Below are 18,863 nucleotides of genomic sequence, written 5' to 3' on the forward strand. Positions count from 1 at the left end.
CATGAAGTACTCGATAAAGCACATGCGCCAGACGATGCGGCGCGCTTCGTTTCCCCGGGCGGCGTCGGCGCTCGCGCTCGCCGGCCTGCTCGGTGCGTGCGCGTCCGCGCCCGGCTTTCGTATGCCGGTCAGCCAGGGCGCGGCGGCGAATCAGGCCGACGGCCCGTACGTCGAAGCCACCGCGGCGACACCCGCGATTCCCATCACGGAGCTCGATCTCGGTCTCGTGAAGCGCCTCGCCGCGGAGCGCAGGAATCGACAGGACGACGAGGCGCAACGGCTCTTCGGCGCGCCGGACACCTACACGGTGGGCGCCGGCGACGTGCTGCAGATCGTCGTGTGGGATCACCCTGAATTCGCCGCGGCGCTCGGCGCGGCGCAGAACCAGGCATCGGCGAAACCGAGCGATCCCGCGTCCGGTTTCGTCGTCGATCAGAACGGCAATCTGCAGTTTCCCTATGCGGGCAAGCTCGCCGTCGCCGGCTTGCGCACCGACCAGATTCAGCAGCGGCTGACCGCCGCGCTTTCGACGTATCTCGTCAGGCCGCAAGTCACCGTGCGCATGGCGTCGTACCGCTCGCGCCAGGTGTACGTCGACGGCGAAGTCCACAACGCCGGCGCGCTCTCGCTGACCGACGTGCCGCTCAGCTTCTACGATGCGATCGCGCGCGCCGGCGGCTTCAGCGACAGCGCAGATCAGAGCGATGTCGTGCTGGTGCGCGCAGGCGCATCGCACCGCATCGACGTGCCGCAGCTGCTGGCGCAGGGGCTCAGCCCGTCGAGGCTGTATCTCAAGGCCGGCGATCTCCTGCGCGTCACGTCGCGCGACGAAAACGACGTCTACGTGATGGGCGAGGTGAACAAGCCGGGCTCGGCGCTGCCGCGCCGCGACGGCCGGCTCTCGCTCGCCGATGCGCTCGCGCAGGCCGGCAGCATCAACTCGAACACCGCCGACACCGCGCAGATGTTCGTGATCCGCTCGCGCGACGGCGCGCCGCGCGTGTTCCATCTCGACAGCCGCTCGCCGGTATCGATGCTCGTGGCGAAAGAATTCGAGCTGCAGCCTAAGGACATCGTCTATGTCGACGGCAGCGGTCTTGTGCGCTTCAACCGCGTGATCAGCCTGTTGATGCCGCTTATCAACGCGGGGCTCACCGCCGGAGTGATCGCGAAATGATCCGCTCTGTGCTGATGGTCTGCGAGGGCAACATCTGCCGCAGCCCGCTGGCGGCGGCGCTGCTCGCGCGGGCGATGCCGCAAGTCGAGGTGAAGTCGGCAGGGACACACGCGCTGGTGGGCGAGCCCGTGAACGCGGCCATCGCCGATCTCGCGGGTGCTCATGGCATCGCGCTCGACTCGCATGTCGCGAGGCAACTCGACGCAGGCCTCGCCCACGCCGCCGACCTGATCCTCACGATGACGCAAGCCCAGCGCGAATGGGTCGAGTCCGCCTGGCCATCGACGCGCGGCAAGGTGTTCCGCCTGTGCGATGAACAGGGCGCGGATGTCACCGATCCCTACAAGCGCCATCGCGCGATATTCGACCTGGCCTTCGCCCAGATGCGGCAGGGCATTTCGCAATGGACCCGCACGCTCGCGGAACAACGATGAACGATCTTTTCCTCCAACCTTCCCGGCACCCGGTCCCCGCAGCCGGTGACGACGAAATCCGCCTCTCGGAGATTTTCGCCGTGTTGCGCGAGAGCCGCGGGCTCATTGCGCTCGTCACCGCGTGCACGCTGGCGGCCGGCTCGTTGTATGCATTCCTCGGGACGCCGACCTATCGCGCCGACGTGCTCGTGCAGGTCGACGACGACAGCGGCTCGGGCACGCTCAACGACAAGCTGGGCGACCTCGCGGCGCTGTTCCAGAACAAGGCGAGCACGGACGCCGAAATCGAACTGATGCGTTCGCGCAGTGTGATCGGCGATGCCGTCACGCGACTGCATCTCGATATCGATGCGCGTCCGCACTACTTTCCGCTCGTCGGCGCGCCGTATGCGCGCTATACGGCCGGCGACGCGCTCGCGCGCGCGCCGCTCCGGCTCGGCGGTTACGCATGGGGCGGCGAGCGCATCGGCGTCTCTACCTTCGACGTGCCGGCACGGCAATACGACCAGGCCTTCACGCTGATCGCCGGCGACGGCGAGCGCTACGAATTGCGCTCGCCCGACGGCACGACGATTCTGCGCGGCCGCGTCGGCGAAACCGAAACCGCCCGCGGCAGCGCCGGCCCGATCAGGCTGACGGTGATGTCATTGCTCGCGCGCCCCGGCACGCGCTTCGATCTGAAGCGCGCGTCGACGCAGCAGACCGTCGCCGATCTGCAAAAGGATCTCAAGATCGCCGAGAAGACCAAGCAGTCGGGGATCATCGGCATGTCGCTCGACAGCGCGAATGCTGAACGCGTCACGACGACGGTCAATACCATCGCGACGCTCTACGTGCAGCGCAACGTCGACCGGAAGTCCGCGCAGGCGCAGCAGATGCTCGCGTTCCTCGGCGATCAGTTGCCGCAGCTGCGCGCCGACCTCGATCGGGCCGAAGCCCGCTACAACGCATTTCGCGCGCGCAACGGCGCGGTCGATCTGGAAGAGCAGAGCAAGCTGCTGCTGCAGTCGGTCGTCGATAACCGTTCGAAGATCGTCGAGCTGCAGCAGCAGCGCGCCGACCTCGTGCAGCGCTATACCGCGATGCATCCGTCGGTCACGGCGATCGATGCGCGCATCGGCGAATTGCAGCGCCAGTCCGGCGACTTCGAGAAGCAGATCGGCGCGCTGCCCTCGGTTCAGCAGGACGCCGTGCGCCTGCTGCGCGACGTGAAGGTCAGCAACGATCTCTACACGAATCTGCTCGACAGCACGCAGCAGTTGCGCGTGCTGAAGGCTGGACAGCTCGGCAACGTACGCACCGTGGACTACGCGGTGATTCCGGAGAAGCCGGTCGCGCCGAAGAAGGCGCTGACTATCGCGCTTTCCCTGGTGTTCGGATTCATGGCCGGCTGCGCGCTCGCGCTCGGGCGGCGCATGTTCAATCGCGGCCTCGAAACGCCCGCGGAAATCGAGCAGGCGATCGACCTGCCGGTCTACGCGATCATCTCGCACTCGGAACAGCAGGCGGCGCTTCAGCTTTCGCGCCGGCATGTGCCGACCAAGCCGCGCGTGCTTGCCGATCTGTCGCCGAACGATGTTGCCGTCGAAGGGCTGCGCAGTCTGCGCACCGCGCTGCAGTTCGGCGTCCTGGCGCCGCGCAACAACGTCATCATGGTGACCGGTCCTCGTCCCGGCATCGGCAAGTCTTTCGTGGCGGCGAACTTCGCGACCGTGCTCGCCGCGGGCGGCCAGCGCGTGCTGCTGATCGACGGCGACATGCGGCGCGGCGATCTCCACCGGATGTTCGCGCTGCCGCGCAAGCAAGGCTTCGCGGAGCTGCTCGCCGGCGTCGAGCCGGATGCCGTGATCCATCACGACGCGCTTGCGCAACTCGACGTAATCACCGGCGGCAGCGCGCCCAATCTGCCTGCGGAACTCCTGATGCGCGAGCGTTTCGCCCGCGTGCTCGACGACCTGCGCGCGCGTTACGACTTCGTGATCATCGACTCGCCGCCGGTCCTGGCGGTCACCGATTCCGCGCTGATCGGCAGGCACGCTGGCGCGACGCTGCTCGTCGCGCGTCACGGCAGCCATAGCGCCGCCGAACTCGTCCAGACCAGGCATCAGCTCGTCAGCGCGGGCGTCCAGGTGGATGGCGTGCTGCTCACGGATACGCCGCCGCGCGGCATGGCCTACGGCGCCTTCTCCCAATACGCGAATCGCGGCGAATGACCTGTCGCGCCACACGAATTTCCCACCAGCCTCGACCTCTGTGAAGAAACTGCTTTTTACGTTCGGCACCCGTCCCGAAGCGATCAAGATGGCGCCGCTCGTCAAGCGCCTGGCGCTCGACGCCGGCTTCGAATGCCGCGTGTGCGTGACGGGCCAGCATCGCGAGATGCTCGATCAGGTGCTCGCGCTTTTCGATATTTGCCCCGACTTCGATCTGAACATCATGAGGCGCGGGCAAGACCTCTATGACGTCACCGCCGCGATTCTCGCCGGCATGCGCGGCGTGCTCGCGACGTACCGTCCGGACATGGTTCTCGTGCACGGCGACACGACCACCACGATGGCGACGACACTGGCCGCGTTCTACCAGCGCATTGCCGTCGCGCATGTCGAAGCGGGCCTGCGCACCGGCAATCTCGCTTCGCCGTGGCCGGAGGAAGCGAATCGCAAGCTGACCGGGGCGCTCGCGTCGCTGCACTTCGCGCCGACCCTGCGCGCGCGCGACAACCTGCTTGCGGAAGGCGTGCGCGACGAGACCATCGTCGTGACCGGCAATACCGTCATCGATGCCTTGCTGCAGGTTCGCGAGCGCCTCGCGAACGATGTCGAGCTCTGCGCGCTCGCCGATCGCGCGCTGCCGTCGTTCGCGCCCGGCCGACGCCTCGTTTTGGTGACGGGCCATCGCCGCGAGAGTTTCGGCGGTGGCTTCGAGCGCATCTGCACGGCGCTCGCGCAGATCGCGCATGCGTCGCCCGACGTCGACATCGTCTATCCGGTCCATCTGAATCCGAACGTGCGCGAGCCCGTGAACCGTCTGCTGACCGGCATCGCCAACGTGCATCTCGTCGAGCCGCTCGACTATCTCCCGTTCGTCCGGTTGATGGATCGCGCGGACGTGATCCTGACCGACTCGGGCGGCATCCAGGAAGAAGCGCCGTCGCTGCACAAGCCGGTGCTCGTGATGCGCGACACCACGGAGCGTCAGGAAGCGGTGGACGCCGGCGTGGTGAAGCTCGTCGGCACCGACGCGCGCGCCATCGTCGACAGCGTCATGCACCTGCTGCGCGACGCCGATGCGTACGCGGCGATGAGCCGCGGCGCGAATCCCTACGGCGACGGTCGCGCATGCGACCGCATCGCCGCGGCCTTGCAGCGGTTCGAGCTTCCTCTCGCTCTGGCCGCCTGAACACCTTCGCAAAATAGAAGCACAGTCTATGGAATTCGAAACCATCTCCGTCATCGGCCTCGGCTATATCGGCTTGCCGACAGCGGCCGCATTCGCCGCGCGGCGCAAGAAAGTGATCGGCGTCGACGTGAATCAGCATGCCGTCGATACGATCAATCGCGGCGAGATTCATATCGTCGAGCCGGAGCTCGACATGCTGGTGCAGGCGGCGGTGACGCAAGGCCATCTCACCGCGACGACCGCGCCGCAGCCGGCCGATGCGTTCCTGATCGCGGTGCCGACGCCCTTCTCCGATGGCTACAAGCCGGATCTTTCCTACATCGAAGCCGCGAGCCGTGCCGTTGCGCCTGTGTTGAAAAAGGGCGATCTCGTCGTGCTGGAGTCGACGTCGCCTGTCGGCGCGACCGAGCAGATGGCTGCGTGGATGGCGGAGTTGCGTCCGGATCTCACTTTTCCGCAAGAGGCGGGCGAGGCCTCGGACATTCGCGTCGCGCATTGTCCCGAGCGGGTGTTGCCCGGCCATGTGATTCGCGAGCTGGTGGAGAACGATCGCGTGATCGGCGGAATGACGCGCCGCTGCGGCGAAGCGGCGCGCGAGTTGTATCAGATCTTCGTGCGCGGCGAATGCATTCTCACCAACGCGCGCACCGCCGAGATGTGCAAGCTGACCGAAAACGCGTCGCGCGACGTGGGCATCGCGTTCGCGAACGAGCTTTCGCTGATCTGCGACCGGCTCGACATCAACGTGTGGGAGTTGATCCGGCTTGCCAACCGTCATCCGCGCGTGAACATCCTGCAACCGGGGCCGGGGGTCGGCGGTCATTGCATCGCGGTGGACCCGTGGTTCATCGTCGACTCCGCGCCGGACGAGGCGCGGCTCATCCGCACGGCGCGCATCGTCAACGACTCCAAGCCGCATTGGGTGGTCGAGCGCGTGGAGCGCGCGGCGATGCGCTTCAAGGAGCCGGTGATTGCTTGTCTGGGGCTGGCGTTCAAGGCGGATATCGATGATCTGCGCGAGAGTCCGGCGGTGGAGATCGCGGCCGATCTGGCCAGGCGGCATCCGGGTTGCGTGCTTGCCATCGAGCCGAACATTCGCGAACTGCCGGCGCATCTGAGAGATGCGGTCGAACTCTGCGCGCTGAACGAAGCCTTGCTGCGCGCAGACGTGATCGTGATTCTGGTCGATCACGCGCCGTTCAAGAGCGTCGATCCGATTCGCTTGCAGACGAAGGTCGTGATCGATACGCGTGGGATGCTGGCGCGGGCATGATGCAATTCCGGCGGAAACAGGCTGAGGCGCGTGGCACCGCGGCGGGAGCAGGCGGGAACGCGCGCATCGGCCGCAACGTGACTGTGATGGTGCTGTCGTTCGTCGGCAATTACGCGGCGGCGTTCGCAACGTTTCCGTACCTGACGCGCGTGCTCGGACCGATGCATTTCGGCATGCTCGCTTACGCGATGGCGATCACGGCGTACGGCACGCTGCTCACCGAGTGGGGCATCAATCTGTCGGGGCCGCGAGCCGTCGTCGCCTGCCGCGACGATCCTTCTCTCCTCAACGCACTGCTTTGGTCGGTGTTGGGTGCGAAGACGCTGTTGTGTATCGCGGCAACGTTCATGCTCGTCGTGCTGCTGGGGTCCGGCATCGGCGCTGCCGCCGCGCGTCCGGTGTTGTGTCTGTCGTGGCTTGGCGTCATCTCGAGTGTCTGCACGCTGTACTGGCTGTTCCAGGGCCTCGAGCGATTCAAGCTCATCGGCTGGATGATTTTCGTCAACCGCGCCGTGACGCTGCCGCTCACGTTCTGGCTCGTGAAAAAACCGCAGGACGTCACGATCGCCGCTGCCATCCAGGCGGCCGGCCCGGTCATCGCCGCGGTGTTCTCAGTGTTTATCGCGATGCGCGAGGGCTTGCTGCGGCGGCCCGTGCTCAGCTGGCGCGCGATCATGACCCGCCTGACCGAAGGAGCGGACATGTTTGTCGCAACCGCATCCGTCACGCTGTTCGGCGCTGCGAACTCGATCATCCTTACCTCGTATTCGGGCTCCTATGCCGCGGGCATCTATGCCGGGGCTGACAAGATCCGCACAGTCTGCACGCTCGTGCCGGCGCAACTCGGCGCCGTGCTTTATCCGCGTATCGGACGCATGTTCGAGCGTCGGAAGCGCGAGGCCGCGCGTCTCACGGCGTATGGCGCGGGCTTGACGATGCTGATCTCTCTGCTGGGGGCGGCGATTTCGATCGCCTTCGCCGAATCGATCACGTCGATCGTGCTCGGCAAGCAGTTCGCCGGTGCGTCCGGCGTGCTGCGCGTGTTGGCGCTGTCGACCGTGTTCGGCAATCTCGCCTACTTCGTCGGGTTGCAGATCCTCGTGCCCTCAGGCGCCAGCAAGCTGCGATCGGCGACGATCTTCGCGACGGGCTGCATGAACGTAGCGCTCGCGCTGCTGCTGGTCCGGCGCTATGAAGCGATGGGCGCCGCGATGTCGTTTCTCGTCTGCGAGGCGCTGATACTCGCGATCTACGTGGCCCTCATCGTCAGAAGTCGGCGGCTGCGACGTTATCTGTCGCTTTGTTCGGTCGGCCGACGTCACGTCGCCGTCCACGAAGGAGCCGAAGCATGAAGGACGTCAGCAATATGCGGCCCATACGTGTTCTGCACGTCGGTCCGGGTTGGGGGCAGCGTGGCGGAATCGCCTCGGTGCTCGAGGAACTGAAAGCGTTCTCCGACGTGTTCCTCGCGCGTGGCGTCAGTGTGCGTTTCTGCGAGACGCACGGCTTCAGGCGCAGTAGCGGGATGCTTCGTTTCTTGGTGACCGATGTACCAAACTTCCTACGGCACCTGATCGGAGGCGTCGACATCGTGCATCTGCACGTGTCGGTCAAGGGCTCCTTCTACCGCAAGCTCTTGCTTTGCGCGATCGCCCTCCTGCTGCGCAAGCGCATCGTGTTTCATCTGCACGCGGGCAACTTCTCCACGTTCGTCTGCGAATCGAAGCGATTCGTCACCGATGTCGCGCGTGCGTTCCTGCGCGCGTCGAACGCGATGATCGGCGTTTCGCACGCAATTGCGGAGGAGCTGGTCGAACTCGGTGGCGACCGTGCGCGTCTTTTCGTCGTCGGCAACAGCGCCAGTCTGGCCGAGCGCGCGTTGGCCGAGGCCGGACCGTGCGACCCGGCGCGCGTCGAAGAGCCGCCGCACATCCTCTTCGCCGGACGTCTTGCCGAAACGAAAGGTATTGGTGATCTGCTCGAAGCCGTCGCGTTGCTCGTCGCTCGGGGCGTGGCCGTGAGGCTCATCGTCGCGGGGAGCGGCGATCTGAAACGCTGGGAAGACGAAGCGCATCGGCTATCGATTCGTGATCGGGTGGTGTTTCCCGGCTGGCTCGAAGGCGATGACAAGCTGGAGTGTTATCGAACCGCCCGAATCTTCTGCATGCCCAGTCACTACGAAGCATTCGGCATCGCCACGCTGGAGGCGATGTTCGCGGGACTGCCTGTTGTCGGGACGAGCGTAGGCGGCTTCCCCGATCTGGTCGAACAGGGACGCAGCGGCTTCCTCGTATCACCGTCGAATCCGTCCGAGCTTGCGCAGGCCTTGCGCACGCTTCTCGATGACGATGCGCTGGCCGCAGAGATGGGGCGACGTGGCCGGCAGCAGGCGTTTGAGCGTTTCTCGTGCAATTCGATCGTCGAACGCTATGTCGACGTATATCGGCGAACGATGAGGAGCAAGCCTTGAATCCATTCCGCCATCTCGTTGCTTTGCTCCGTTCGCGGCCGGTTCTGGTCGCGTGGAGACGCTGCACCGTTACGACTGCAATCTTGGGGAGCGGCGCTCTTTGCGCGCAGAACCAGCAAGTTCTCTATCAGACGAACTGGCAGGACGGCCTCGACCCGCATTTCGGCGTTCAAGCGAATTCCGGCGATATCGCCATCGTTGCCGATCCTGCGGGTGAGTACACGAAGGCGTTGCAGACGACGATCCGGCTCTCGGAGGACTTCTCGCACGTTGCAAACGGCGTACCGCGTGCCGAGTTGCTGTTTCCCTCACCGGTGCGGTTTGCGCAAAGTCAGACATATCGTGTCCGCTGGTCGACCATGTTGCCACCCGGGACGCAGTTCGACGCGCGCCAGTTCGTGATCATCACGCAGATCAATCAAGGGACTTGGCTCGGCGGGCCCACCTTGGCGCTTGCCCTGCAGGGCAAGCGATACGCGATCTCCCAGCGCGGTGGCGGGCGGCACGACACGGTCTCGGCGGGCAAGTGGTTGTGTTGCGCGGATGCCGACGTCGGCAAATGGGTTCATTGGGAACTCATCTACGGTCCGCAGGAAAGCGGCAAGAACGCGGTTACCGAGTTGCGCCGTGATGGAAAACAGGTCTTTCTCGCGCAAGACGTTCCCAACGCTTATCCCGGCGTTCAGAACGCCTATCTGAAAATCGGCCTGTACAAGCCCGACTGGCAAAAGGAAGCCACGGACGTTGCGCAGGTGTCGCTGCTGTATGGGCCGGTGACGGTATCACGCGAGTGATCCCCTCCAGGTTCGAAGTGAGAGTTGAGGAATCGAAGTGAATCGCATTGAGTTGTTTGGCTGTCCCGCGGATGTTTCGACGATGGACGAGACGGTCGAGTGGATTGGACGACGTATCGAGAAGCGCCAGTTCACGCAGCACGTCGTCGTGAATGTCGCGAAGCTGGTAAACGCGCAATCCGACCGGAAACTGGCGGAGTCGGTGCGTGCTTGCGACATCGTCAACATCGATGGAATGGGTGTCGTATGGGGCGCGCGGCTGCTGGGATTCGGAGTTCCCGAGCGCGTCGCCGGCGTCGATCTTTTCGCGCGCCTGCTGGCGCTTGCCGCGCAGCGCGGCTTGCCGATCTTCCTTCTCGGCGCGAAGCCGGAGATCGTCGAGGAGGTGGCACGGCGATCCACGGAAGCGAATCCCGGGCTGCGGATCGCAGGCTTTCACCACGGCTACTTTTGGGACGATGAGCGCGCGGTCGTCGAGCGGATTCGTGCGTCGGGCGCGAGGCTGCTGTTCGTCGCGATCACTTCGCCGAAGAAGGAGAACTTCATCAACCGCTGGCGCGACGAGCTGGGCGCCGATTTCGTGATGGGCGTCGGCGGAACGTTCGACGTGGTCGCGGGCAAGGTGAAGCGCGCGCCGCCGTGGATGCAGCGCGCCGGCCTTGAATGGCTTTACCGCGTCGTTCAGGAACCCCGGAGAATGTGGCGGCGATACCTCGTCACCAATTCGAAGTTCTCCCTGATGCTGGCAAAGGCCTGGGTCCTGCGCCGTTTCAGTCAGACGAAGCAAGCATCGTGAACGCGCTTCGTGTCGTTGCTGCTACCTTGCAGCCGAAAAAGCCGAAACGACTTGGTCCGGTAACGATCTTCACTGCAGCGTATCTTGTCTATAACCTGCTGGGCTTGTTGCGGGCGCCCTGGATGATCGCGAACGCATATGACAAGTCGCTCTGCTGGGACCTGTTCCTGATCGGGCTGGCAGGCCTCGCGGGTGGCGCGTGGCTCGGCAGGAGAATGCTCCGCGTGCGCCGGCGAGCGGCGCCGGCACGCGGCCGCACCTCGAAACAGCTATCGATGCTGTTTCTGTTGACGTTCTGCGGATGCATCGGCTTCGCGGTGATCGCCAATCACGGCATTCCGCTGCTACAGGGTGAAGATCGTTTCGGCAATTCCGCGCTGATATCGAATCTCGCGCCCTTTTACGGCTTCTGGGTGCTGGTGCGGTTGATCTCCGATGCGGAGCACGGCCGACGTCCTTCTCTTCTTCCGCCGCTCGTGTACGTGACGGGCGTGCTGATACTCGGCTATCGCTCGCCGGTTCTGGCGTTCGTTTTAACGTACACCTGCTATCTGGCGATATTCCGGCTGTCACGCCGCCGCGCTGTTTGGTGCGGGCTGGCGGTCGGCGTGGCGCTCGTGGTCTTTGCGGCGTCGCTCGCACTCTTTCGCGTGACGCAAAACTACGACGCAGCCCGATTCTTCGCCAACGTCGACGTCGCCTTCATTGCCGATCATCCTTATCTCCTGCCGGTGATACCCGCGCTCTCGATGTTCGATTTCAGCCAGAGCACGATCGCAGCGCTTGGCTCGGTACTTCACGAGCCGATGTATGGAGGCCTCTTTCTCAGCAACTTCGAAACGTTCTTGCCCGGCAAGCATTGGGGCGCACGCAACATCATCGGTGATCTGACCGGCGCCCGCTGGATCGCGGGGCGCCCGATGAGCATAACGCCGACGCTGCAAGGAGCGCTCTTCGTCGATTTCGGCCAAGCTGGAGTATTCGCAGGCTTCTTCCTGCTCGCGATCGCGATCCGCATGTGCCACGCCGCCGCAACATCGGGCGGAGCGTTGGCGCGATTCTGCTTCTGTTTCTTCTTCGCGATGACTTTGATGGCGATTCACGCCGGCTACTGGGACGTCAGCTTCGTTTTCGTCGGCATCTTCGTGCTGACGATCAAGGTGTTCGACCGGCTCAAGGCTTTCAGTCGGACACACGAATCACTTACCTGAACGTTACGACATGATCTACATCTTCCGTCTGTCCAGTTTGCTGCACCGCCTGCGCGTTCCGTTCTTGCCGTGGATATTGAAGGTGCTGAACCGCATCCTGTTCTCGGTCGCGCTGCCGCCGTCCGTCAAGGTAGGCCGCAACGTCACGTTTGGCTATCAGGGACTCGGCATCGTGGTGCATCGTCACGCGGTGCTCGGCAGCAATATCGTCATCGCGCCGAACGTGGTGATCGGCGGACGCGGGCGACCGGGCGCGCCGGTCATCGGGGACGACGTGCTCATCGGCGCGGGTGCCTGTGTGCTCGGGCCGATCGCGATCGGCAAGGGCGCGAGGATCGGCGCGAATGCCGTTGTGCTGACCGATGTGCCGCCGGGAGCCACGGTGGTCGGCGCACCGGCGCGGATGATCGAAGATTGAGGAACGCGGAGTGACTCACGCCGCCTCCACGACAAATCCCCTCTTCCTGAGCAGTTCGAGCACGCCCCTGGGTCCGCCGAGATGCAACGCCCCGATCGCCACAAACACCGGCTTGTCCGGCGAGGCCAGCTGCACCATCCGCTGCACGAACCGCCGGTTCCTGTCATACACCACGCGATTGTCGACCTGCGCCGCCAGCGCCTTCGACCGCGCGAGCTTGCTGCTCTTCGCGTCGTCCCAGGCCTTGAGCGCATCCGCATCGCCGATGCGCCATAGCCGATGCAACTCCTTCACGTCCGCGATATTCTCCGCGGGCGTCTGTGCCAGGTCCTGCCCGAGCATCTCGCGCTGTTGCGCGGACGTCAGCCGCGTGAACGTCGAGATCTGCTCGTTCAGGCTCTCCAGCCCGACGATCTTCCCCCGCGCCCGCAGATACACATTCTGCAACTGCGCCTCGGTGCCGTACTCGCTCTGAAACCCGGCCTTCAACGTGTCGTACGTTTCGATCAGCATCGACGCCAGCCACGGCCGCGTATGGCGCAACTCCTTCAGCGCCTCCGGATTGCCGCGCATGCGCGCCTCGACCTTCTTCCACATGGCGTCCGGCAGATAGTCGATCAGGCACTCGCTGCGGCACATGCCGTAGCGGTTCACGTCGTCCTGGGAAAGCAGCAGCTCGTCGGGTGAGATTTCGAGCGCCAATGTCGGCGATGCATCGAGCGCGGCGAGAATCGGTTGGCGAAACGGTTGCCCGGGCGGATAGTCGCTCGCGAAACCCACATGCAGCGTGCCCAGCACGTAGAGGGTCGTCGTGCCCTTCGTCGCAACGTAGAACGGCATGCGCGGCGGCTGCGCGCGCACCGGGCCGCTCGCGGTCGTGCCGTTCAAGCGGTCCGTGCGAGGCGCGGGAGCCGGCTTGGAAGCCGTGGCGGCCGTTCCCGCATCCCCCGCGGCTTGAGGCGTGCGCAATCCGACCACGGCGAAACTCGTCGTCGATACGGCCACGCCCGCCGTAAACAGCACGAACGACAGCACGAAGGCTGTCGCTTTGGCGAACGCCGCGCGGCAGAAACGCGGCTTGTCGTATGAATCCGGCACGACCGACATCTTAAAACATTCGTGTGTCGCGTCGTGCACCCGGCCCCGCGAATCAGGCCTCGTCGTCCCCGACTTCCTCGGCGCGATGGCACGAGACCTGACGCCCGTCCACGACGCGCAGCTTCGGCTCTTCCACGCGGCAACGTTCGATCGCATACGGGCAACGCTGATGGAACGTGCAACCCGAAGGCGGATCGAGCGGCGACGGCATTTCGCCCTGCAGCTTGATCTTGATGCGCCGGTCTTCCTCGAACAAGGCGGGCGTCGCGGACATCAGCGCGCGCGTGTACGGATGACGCGGCTTCGCGAAGATCGTCTGCTTGTCGCCCAGCTCGGCGATGCCGCCGAAGTACATCACCATCACGTCATCGGCGATATGCTCCACCACCGACAGGTTGTGCGAGATGAACACGTAGCTCGTGCCGAACCGCTCCTGAAGGTCCATGAACAGATTCAGGATCTGCGCCTGAATCGACACGTCGAGCGCGGACACAGGCTCATCGGCGACGACGATCTGCGGATCGAGAATCATCGCCCGCGCGATCGCCACACGCTGGCGCTGGCCGCCCGAGAACATGTGCGGATAGCGCGACGCATGCTCCGGCCGCAGGCCGACCGTGCGCATCATGTGCGCGATGCGCTCGGCGCGCTCGTTGGCGCTGAGCTTCGTGTTGATCGCGAGCGGCTCGCCGAGCGTCTGCTCGACCGTCTTGCGCGGATTCAGCGACGCGAACGGATTCTGGAACACCATCTGCACGCGCTGGCGCAAATGGGCGATCTTCTCCTTGCTCGCACCCGCGACGTCTTCTCCGTCGATCAGGAGACGCCCCGACGTGGGCGTTTCGATCATCGTCAACTGGCGCGCGAGCGTGGACTTGCCGCAGCCCGATTCGCCGACCACCGCGAGCGTGCGCCCGCGCTTCAATTCGAACGAGACACCGTTCAGCGCCTTCACCGTGCCCTGCTCGAACATGCTGCGCTTCACGGTGTAGTGACGCGCGAGGTTGTCGGCGGCGAGCACGATGTCCTGATTGATTGCCTTCGGTACCGCGTTCATCGCGCGCCTCCTTCCACCACGACATCGATATTCAGCGGCTTGATACAGCGCGCGCGCACCGCCGGATCGTTGCTGTCGAGCTGGAACAGATTCGGCCGCCCCTTCCAGCAATCCTCGACGGCATACTTGCAGCGCGGCGCGAAAAGACATCCGCTCGGACGATCGTCCTTGCCCGGCACCATGCCCGGCAGCGCGGCGAGACGCGCGGCGCCGCGGCTGTGCTCGGGAATCGCGGCGAGCAGCGCCTCCGTGTAGGGATGATGCGGCTCGCTGAAGATCGTCGGCACGCGGTTCGTCTCGATGATCTCGCCCGCATACATCACCGCGACGCGCTGCGCCACTTCCGACACCACGGCGAGATCGTGCGAAATCAGCACGAGCGCCATGCCGCGCTCCTTCTGCAGGCGCACGAGCAGCTCCATGATCTGCGCCTGGATCGTCACGTCGAGCGCGGTGGTCGGCTCGTCGGCGATCAGGAGCTTCGGATTGCATGCGACGGCCATCGCGATCATCACGCGCTGGTTCATGCCGCCCGACATCTGGTGCGGAAACGCGTTGATGCGGCTCTTCGCATCCGGAATGCCCACCTGATCGAGCAGCTCCAGCGCGCGCCTGTCGAGCGCGTCGCCGCGCAGGCCCTCGTGCAGCTTCAGCACCTCCTTGATCTGATAGCCGACGGTGTAGCTCGGGTTCAGGCTCGTCAGCGCGTCCTGAAACACCATTGCGATGTCCTTGCCGATGATCTTGCGGCGCTCGCGCGCCGAAGCGTTCAGCAAATCCTTGCCGTCGAAACTCACCTGGTCTGCCGTGACCTTGCCGGGCGCATCGATGAGGCCCATGAGCGCCATCATCGTGACGCTCTTGCCCGAGCCGGATTCGCCGACGACCCCGACGACCTCGCCCGGCTTCACCGAGAGATCGATGCGGTCGACCGCCTGCGTCCCGCCGAACGTGACCTGCAAATTGCGGATAGTCAGAAGATCGTTCATGTCATCCCATCCGTTTCAGTTTCGGATCGAGCGCGTCACGCAGCCCGTCCCCGAGCAGGTTGATGACGAGCACCGAGACCAGGATAGACAGACCCGGCATCGTCACGATCCACCAGGCGCTTTCGATGTAATCGCGCGCGGACGCCAGCATCGCACCCCACTCGGCCGCCGGCGGCTGCACGCCGAGACCGAGGAAGCCGAGCGCGGCGGCATCGAGAATCGCAGAGGAGAAGCCGAGCGTCGCCTGCACGATGAGCGGCGCAGCGCAGTTCGGCAGCACTTGCGAGAACATCAGGCGCACCACGCCCGCGCCCGCCACGCGCGATGCCGTCACGTATTCCTTCTGCAATTCGCCGAGCGCCGATGCGCGCGTCAGGCGCACATAGCCCGGCAGCGCGACGATCGCGATCGCGAGCATCGTGTTGACGAGGCCCGGCCCGATGATCGCGACGACGGCCACCGCGAGCAGCAGCGACGGCAACGCGAGCAGCACGTCCATCACGCGCATGATCGGCGTATCGAGCCAGTGGAAGAACGCGGCCATCAGGCCGAGCACGATGCCCGGAATCAGCGCGAGCATCACCGACACGAAGCCGATCCAGAACGACAGCCGCGCGCCGTACATCAGGCGCGAAAGGATGTCGCGGCCCGCCTCGTCGGTGCCGAGCAGGAACATGCGGTTGCCGCCTTCGAGCCACGCGGGCGGAATCTTCACGTAATCGCGGTATTGCTCGATCGGGCTGTGCGGCGCGATCAACGGAGCCGTCAGCGCGACGAGAATCAGCAGAACGACGATCACGCCCGCGGCGACGGCGCCGCGATTGCGCGAGAAGTTCGCCCAGAACTCGCGCGCCGCGACCATGCGGCCGGACGGCGGCGGCGTGATCGCCTGCGGCGGGAGATTGTTTTGAATGTCAGCCATCAAGTTACCTCACCTCGTATGGCGAATGCGCGGATTCAACACGCCGTAGAGCAGATCGACGACCAGGTTCACGACGATCACGAGCGTCGCGATCATCAGAATGCCGCCTTGCACGACCGGATAGTCGCGCCGCGAAATGGCGTCGATGAGCCACTTGCCGACGCCCGGCCACGAGAACAGCGTCTCCGTGAGCACCGCGCCCGCGAGCAGCGTGCCGACCTGCAAACCGATCACGGTGACCACGGGAATGAGCGCATTGCGCAGCGCATGCACGACCACGACACGCAACGGCGACAGCCCCTTCGCGCGCGCTGTACGGATGTAGTCCTCGCGCAGCACTTCGAGCATTGACGAGCGCGTCATGCGCGCGATCACCGCGAGCGGAATCGTGCCGAGCACGATGGTCGGCAGGATCAGATGGCTCACCGCGGACGTGAACGCGCCTTCATCCGTCGAGAACAGCGAATCGATCAGCATGAAGCCCGTGACGTGCGGAATGTCGTACTCCACCGCGATGCGGCCCGACACCGGCGTCCAGCCGAGCTTTGCGGAGAAGAACATGATGAGGATCAAGCCCCACCAGAAAATCGGCATGGAATAGCCGGTGAGCGCGGTGCCCATCACGCCGTGATCGACGACGGTGCCGCGCCGGAGCGCCGCCGCGACGCCCGCGGGCAAGCCGACGACGAGCGCGAAGATCATCGCGCAAATCGAGAGCTCGACGGTGGCCGGAAAGCGCGCTAGGAATTCGCCCATCACGCTGGTATTCGTGATGATCGACGTGCCGAGATCGCCTTTCAGCGCATTGCCGACGTAGTGGAGATATTGCAGCGGAAGCGGCTGGTCGAGGCCCAGGCGCTTCATGGCTTCGGCGTGCATGGCCGGATCCACGCCGCGCTCGCCCATCATCACTTCGATGGGGTCGCCCGGGATCAGGTGGATGAGCGCAAACGCAAGAATCGTAATGCCGATGAACGTCGGTATCACCATTCCTATGCGTCGCAAAACGAATCGGAACATGATCGCCCTTTGGTTCGTTCTTGGGAGGACAGAATGTGCATCCGGCGGCGAGATCTCGTGGACCGCGCCGCCGGAGCATTTCGAATAGTTATGGTTTAGTGCAAAAAGCGTTCCGCAGCAAAAAACTTACTGCATGCCGACGCCGTCGAAGCGTGCGTAGCCGAGCGGCTCGATCTTCATGTTGGTCACCTTCTTGCTGACGGGCTGATAGACCGTCGAGTGCGCGATCGGCGAGAACGGCAATTGCTGCGCGAAGATCTGCTGTGCGTCGGTGTAGGCCTTCGTGCGCGCGGCGACGTCGGTGGTCGAGCGGCCCTTCACGACGAGATCGTCGAACGGCTTGTAGCACCACTTCGAGAAGTTGCTGCCCTTGACGGCGTCGCAGCCGAGCAGCGTGCCGAGCCAGTTGTCGGGATCGCCGTTGTCGCCGGTCCAGCCGATCAGGAGCGCATCATGCTCGCCCGCGTGCGCGCGCTTCAGATACTCGCCCCACTCGTACGACACGATGTTCGCCTTCACGCCGATCTTCGCCCAGTCGGCCTGGATCATTTCCGCCATCAGGCGCGCGTTCGGGTTGTAGGCGCGTTGCACCGGCATCGCCCAGAGCGTGATCTCCAAGCCGTTCGGGTAGCCCGCCTTCGCGAGCAGCGCCTTCGCCTTGGCGGTGTCGTACGCCTGACTCTTCAGGTTCTTGTCGTAGGACCATTGCGTCGGCGGCATCGGTGCGGTGGCCGGCTGGCCCGCGCCCTGATACACGGAATCGATGATCGCCTTCTTGTTGATCGCCATGTCGAGCGCGCGGCGCACGTCGGTGTTGTCGAGGCCCTTCTTCGTCACGTTGTACGCGACATAGCCTTCGTTGAAGCCCGCCTGCGACGGCGTATCGACGTTCGACGCCGACTTCAGCGCCGCGATATCGCCCGGACGCGGATAGCTCATCACCTGGCATTCGTTGCTCTTCAGCTTCTGCACGCGCACGGCGGCATCCGGCGTGATCGAGAAGATCAGCTTGGAGATCTGCACCGCGTTCGGCTTCCAGTAATCGGGATTGCCGTCGAAGCGGATGGTCGCGTCCTTCGTGTAGCTGCGGAAGATGAACGGGCCCGTGCCGACCGGATACTGGTTGATGTCCGCGGCCTTGCCGTCCTTCAGCAGCTTGTCCGCGTACTCGGCGGAGAGGATCGACGCGTATTCCATCGCCATGTTCTGGATGAACGGCGCGCTCACTTCCTTCAGCGTGAACTTCACGGTGTACGGATCGACCTTCTCGATCTTCGAGATCAGCTTGTCCATGCCGAGGTCCGTGAAGTACGGGAACTGCACGTTGTACGCCTTGCGGAACGGCTGATTCGGGTCGAGCATGCGGTTGAACGTGAAGAGCACGTCGTCCGCGTTGAATTCGCGCGTCGGCTTGAAGAACGACGTCGTCTGGAACTTCACGCCGTGACGCAGATGGAACGTGTAGGTCAGACCATCCGGCGATACGTCCCACTTTTCCGCGAGGCCCGGCTCGACCTTCGTGCCGCCGCGCTCGAATTCGACGAGGCGGTTATAGACCGTGAAGGTGTTCGCGGTGAAATCGGTGCCGGTCGTGTACTGGGCCGGATCGAAGCCGGCCGGACTGCCTTCGGAGCAGTAAATCAGCGTCTTGTTCGGGATGGCGGCGTTCGCCGCATTCCCCGCGGTCGCAGCGAAAAGCGCTGCCGTGGCCACGGCGCCCGCGAGCGCCGATCTGCGGACGGCTCGCAACAGGCTGTTTTTCTTCATGTTTCCTCCAAGTCGATGCCGGCTTCTGGCCGGCGTGG

General features: G+C 64.5%; 17 protein-coding genes. 11 read left to right on the plus strand and 6 right to left on the minus strand.

The annotated features are described in order from the left end of the window. The first annotated feature begins 1 nt into the window (after position 1). The 11 genes from AWB83_RS17960 (at position 2) to AWB83_RS18010 (ending at position 11,972) form a co-directional block, all read left to right on the plus strand. The gene (locus tag AWB83_RS17960) at positions 2 to 1,177 is read left to right on the plus strand and encodes a polysaccharide biosynthesis/export family protein (protein WP_374729123.1); all 1,176 of its coding nucleotides are present in this window, start codon (positions 2 to 4) and stop codon (positions 1,175 to 1,177) included. Further along, positions 1,174 to 1,611: an arsenate reductase/protein-tyrosine-phosphatase family protein gene (locus AWB83_RS17965; protein WP_087046968.1), complete on the plus strand. Its 438-nt coding sequence runs from the start codon at positions 1,174 to 1,176 to the stop codon at positions 1,609 to 1,611. The genes AWB83_RS17960 and AWB83_RS17965 overlap by 4 nt, the downstream gene beginning before the upstream one ends. Further along, a complete protein-coding gene (locus AWB83_RS17970; RefSeq protein ID WP_087046969.1) occupies positions 1,608 to 3,824 on the plus strand; it encodes a polysaccharide biosynthesis tyrosine autokinase in 2,217 nt (738 codons plus the stop codon). Before AWB83_RS17965 ends, AWB83_RS17970 begins: the two co-directional genes overlap by 4 nt. Before the next feature lie 40 nt (positions 3,825 to 3,864). Then, the gene (gene wecB / locus AWB83_RS17975; protein ID WP_087046970.1) at positions 3,865 to 5,010 is read left to right on the plus strand and encodes a non-hydrolyzing UDP-N-acetylglucosamine 2-epimerase; all 1,146 of its coding nucleotides are present in this window, start codon (positions 3,865 to 3,867) and stop codon (positions 5,008 to 5,010) included. 28 nt (positions 5,011 to 5,038) lie between these two features. Beyond that, on the plus strand, positions 5,039 to 6,283 hold the full coding sequence (gene wecC / locus AWB83_RS17980; RefSeq protein WP_087046971.1) for a UDP-N-acetyl-D-mannosamine dehydrogenase: 1,245 nt from the start codon (positions 5,039 to 5,041) through the stop codon (positions 6,281 to 6,283). Continuing rightward, positions 6,280 to 7,635 (plus strand): flippase, encoded by a 1,356-nt coding sequence (locus AWB83_RS17985; protein ID WP_087046972.1) that lies wholly within the window; start codon positions 6,280 to 6,282, stop codon positions 7,633 to 7,635. Before wecC ends, AWB83_RS17985 begins: the two co-directional genes overlap by 4 nt. Beyond that, entirely contained in the window at positions 7,632 to 8,753 is a 1,122-nt protein-coding gene (locus AWB83_RS17990) for a glycosyltransferase family 4 protein (RefSeq protein ID WP_244197784.1), read from the plus strand. The genes AWB83_RS17985 and AWB83_RS17990 overlap by 4 nt, the downstream gene beginning before the upstream one ends. Beyond that, entirely contained in the window at positions 8,750 to 9,547 is a 798-nt protein-coding gene (locus AWB83_RS17995) for a heparin lyase I family protein (RefSeq protein WP_244197785.1), read from the plus strand. Before AWB83_RS17990 ends, AWB83_RS17995 begins: the two co-directional genes overlap by 4 nt. Positions 9,548 to 9,629: 82 nt before the next feature. After that, entirely contained in the window at positions 9,630 to 10,343 is a 714-nt protein-coding gene (locus AWB83_RS18000) for a WecB/TagA/CpsF family glycosyltransferase (protein WP_208636766.1), read from the plus strand. 749 nt (positions 10,344 to 11,092) lie between these two features. After that, positions 11,093 to 11,554, plus strand: a complete 462-nt coding sequence (locus AWB83_RS37285; protein ID WP_279629091.1) for a hypothetical protein — start codon at positions 11,093 to 11,095, stop codon at positions 11,552 to 11,554. Positions 11,555 to 11,564: 10 nt separating this feature from the next. Next, positions 11,565 to 11,972 (plus strand): serine O-acetyltransferase, encoded by a 408-nt coding sequence (locus AWB83_RS18010; RefSeq protein ID WP_087046976.1) that lies wholly within the window; start codon positions 11,565 to 11,567, stop codon positions 11,970 to 11,972. 15 nt (positions 11,973 to 11,987) lie between these two features. Here the strand turns inward: AWB83_RS18010 and AWB83_RS18015 are convergent, their stop codons facing one another. The 6 genes from AWB83_RS18015 to AWB83_RS18040 form a co-directional block, all read right to left on the minus strand. After that, positions 11,988 to 13,079, minus strand: coding sequence for a TraB/GumN family protein (locus AWB83_RS18015; protein ID WP_087046977.1), 1,092 nt, complete (start codon positions 13,077 to 13,079; stop codon positions 11,988 to 11,990). A gap of 43 nt (positions 13,080 to 13,122) precedes the next feature. Continuing rightward, a complete protein-coding gene (locus AWB83_RS18020) occupies positions 13,123 to 14,127 on the minus strand; it encodes a peptide ABC transporter ATP-binding protein (RefSeq protein WP_087046978.1) in 1,005 nt (334 codons plus the stop codon). Then, positions 14,124 to 15,116, minus strand: a complete 993-nt coding sequence (locus AWB83_RS18025; protein ID WP_087046979.1) for an ABC transporter ATP-binding protein — start codon at positions 15,114 to 15,116, stop codon at positions 14,124 to 14,126. The genes AWB83_RS18020 and AWB83_RS18025 overlap by 4 nt, the downstream gene beginning before the upstream one ends. A gap of 1 nt (position 15,117) precedes the next feature. Further along, positions 15,118 to 16,038 carry an ABC transporter permease subunit gene (locus tag AWB83_RS18030; protein WP_087046980.1) on the minus strand — a complete coding sequence of 307 codons (921 nt, stop codon included), beginning with the start codon at positions 16,036 to 16,038 and terminating at the stop codon, positions 15,118 to 15,120. 9 nt (positions 16,039 to 16,047) lie between these two features. Further along, positions 16,048 to 17,058 carry an ABC transporter permease subunit gene (locus AWB83_RS18035; protein WP_087046981.1) on the minus strand — a complete coding sequence of 337 codons (1,011 nt, stop codon included), beginning with the start codon at positions 17,056 to 17,058 and terminating at the stop codon, positions 16,048 to 16,050. A gap of 126 nt (positions 17,059 to 17,184) precedes the next feature. Continuing rightward, positions 17,185 to 18,825 (minus strand): ABC transporter substrate-binding protein, encoded by a 1,641-nt coding sequence (locus tag AWB83_RS18040; protein ID WP_087046982.1) that lies wholly within the window; start codon positions 18,823 to 18,825, stop codon positions 17,185 to 17,187. Positions 18,826 to 18,863: the final 38 nt, after the last annotated feature.

It is taken from the genome of Caballeronia ptereochthonis, from assembly GCF_001545075.1.
GTDB classification, from domain to species: Bacteria; Pseudomonadota; Gammaproteobacteria; order Burkholderiales; family Burkholderiaceae; genus Caballeronia; species Caballeronia ptereochthonis.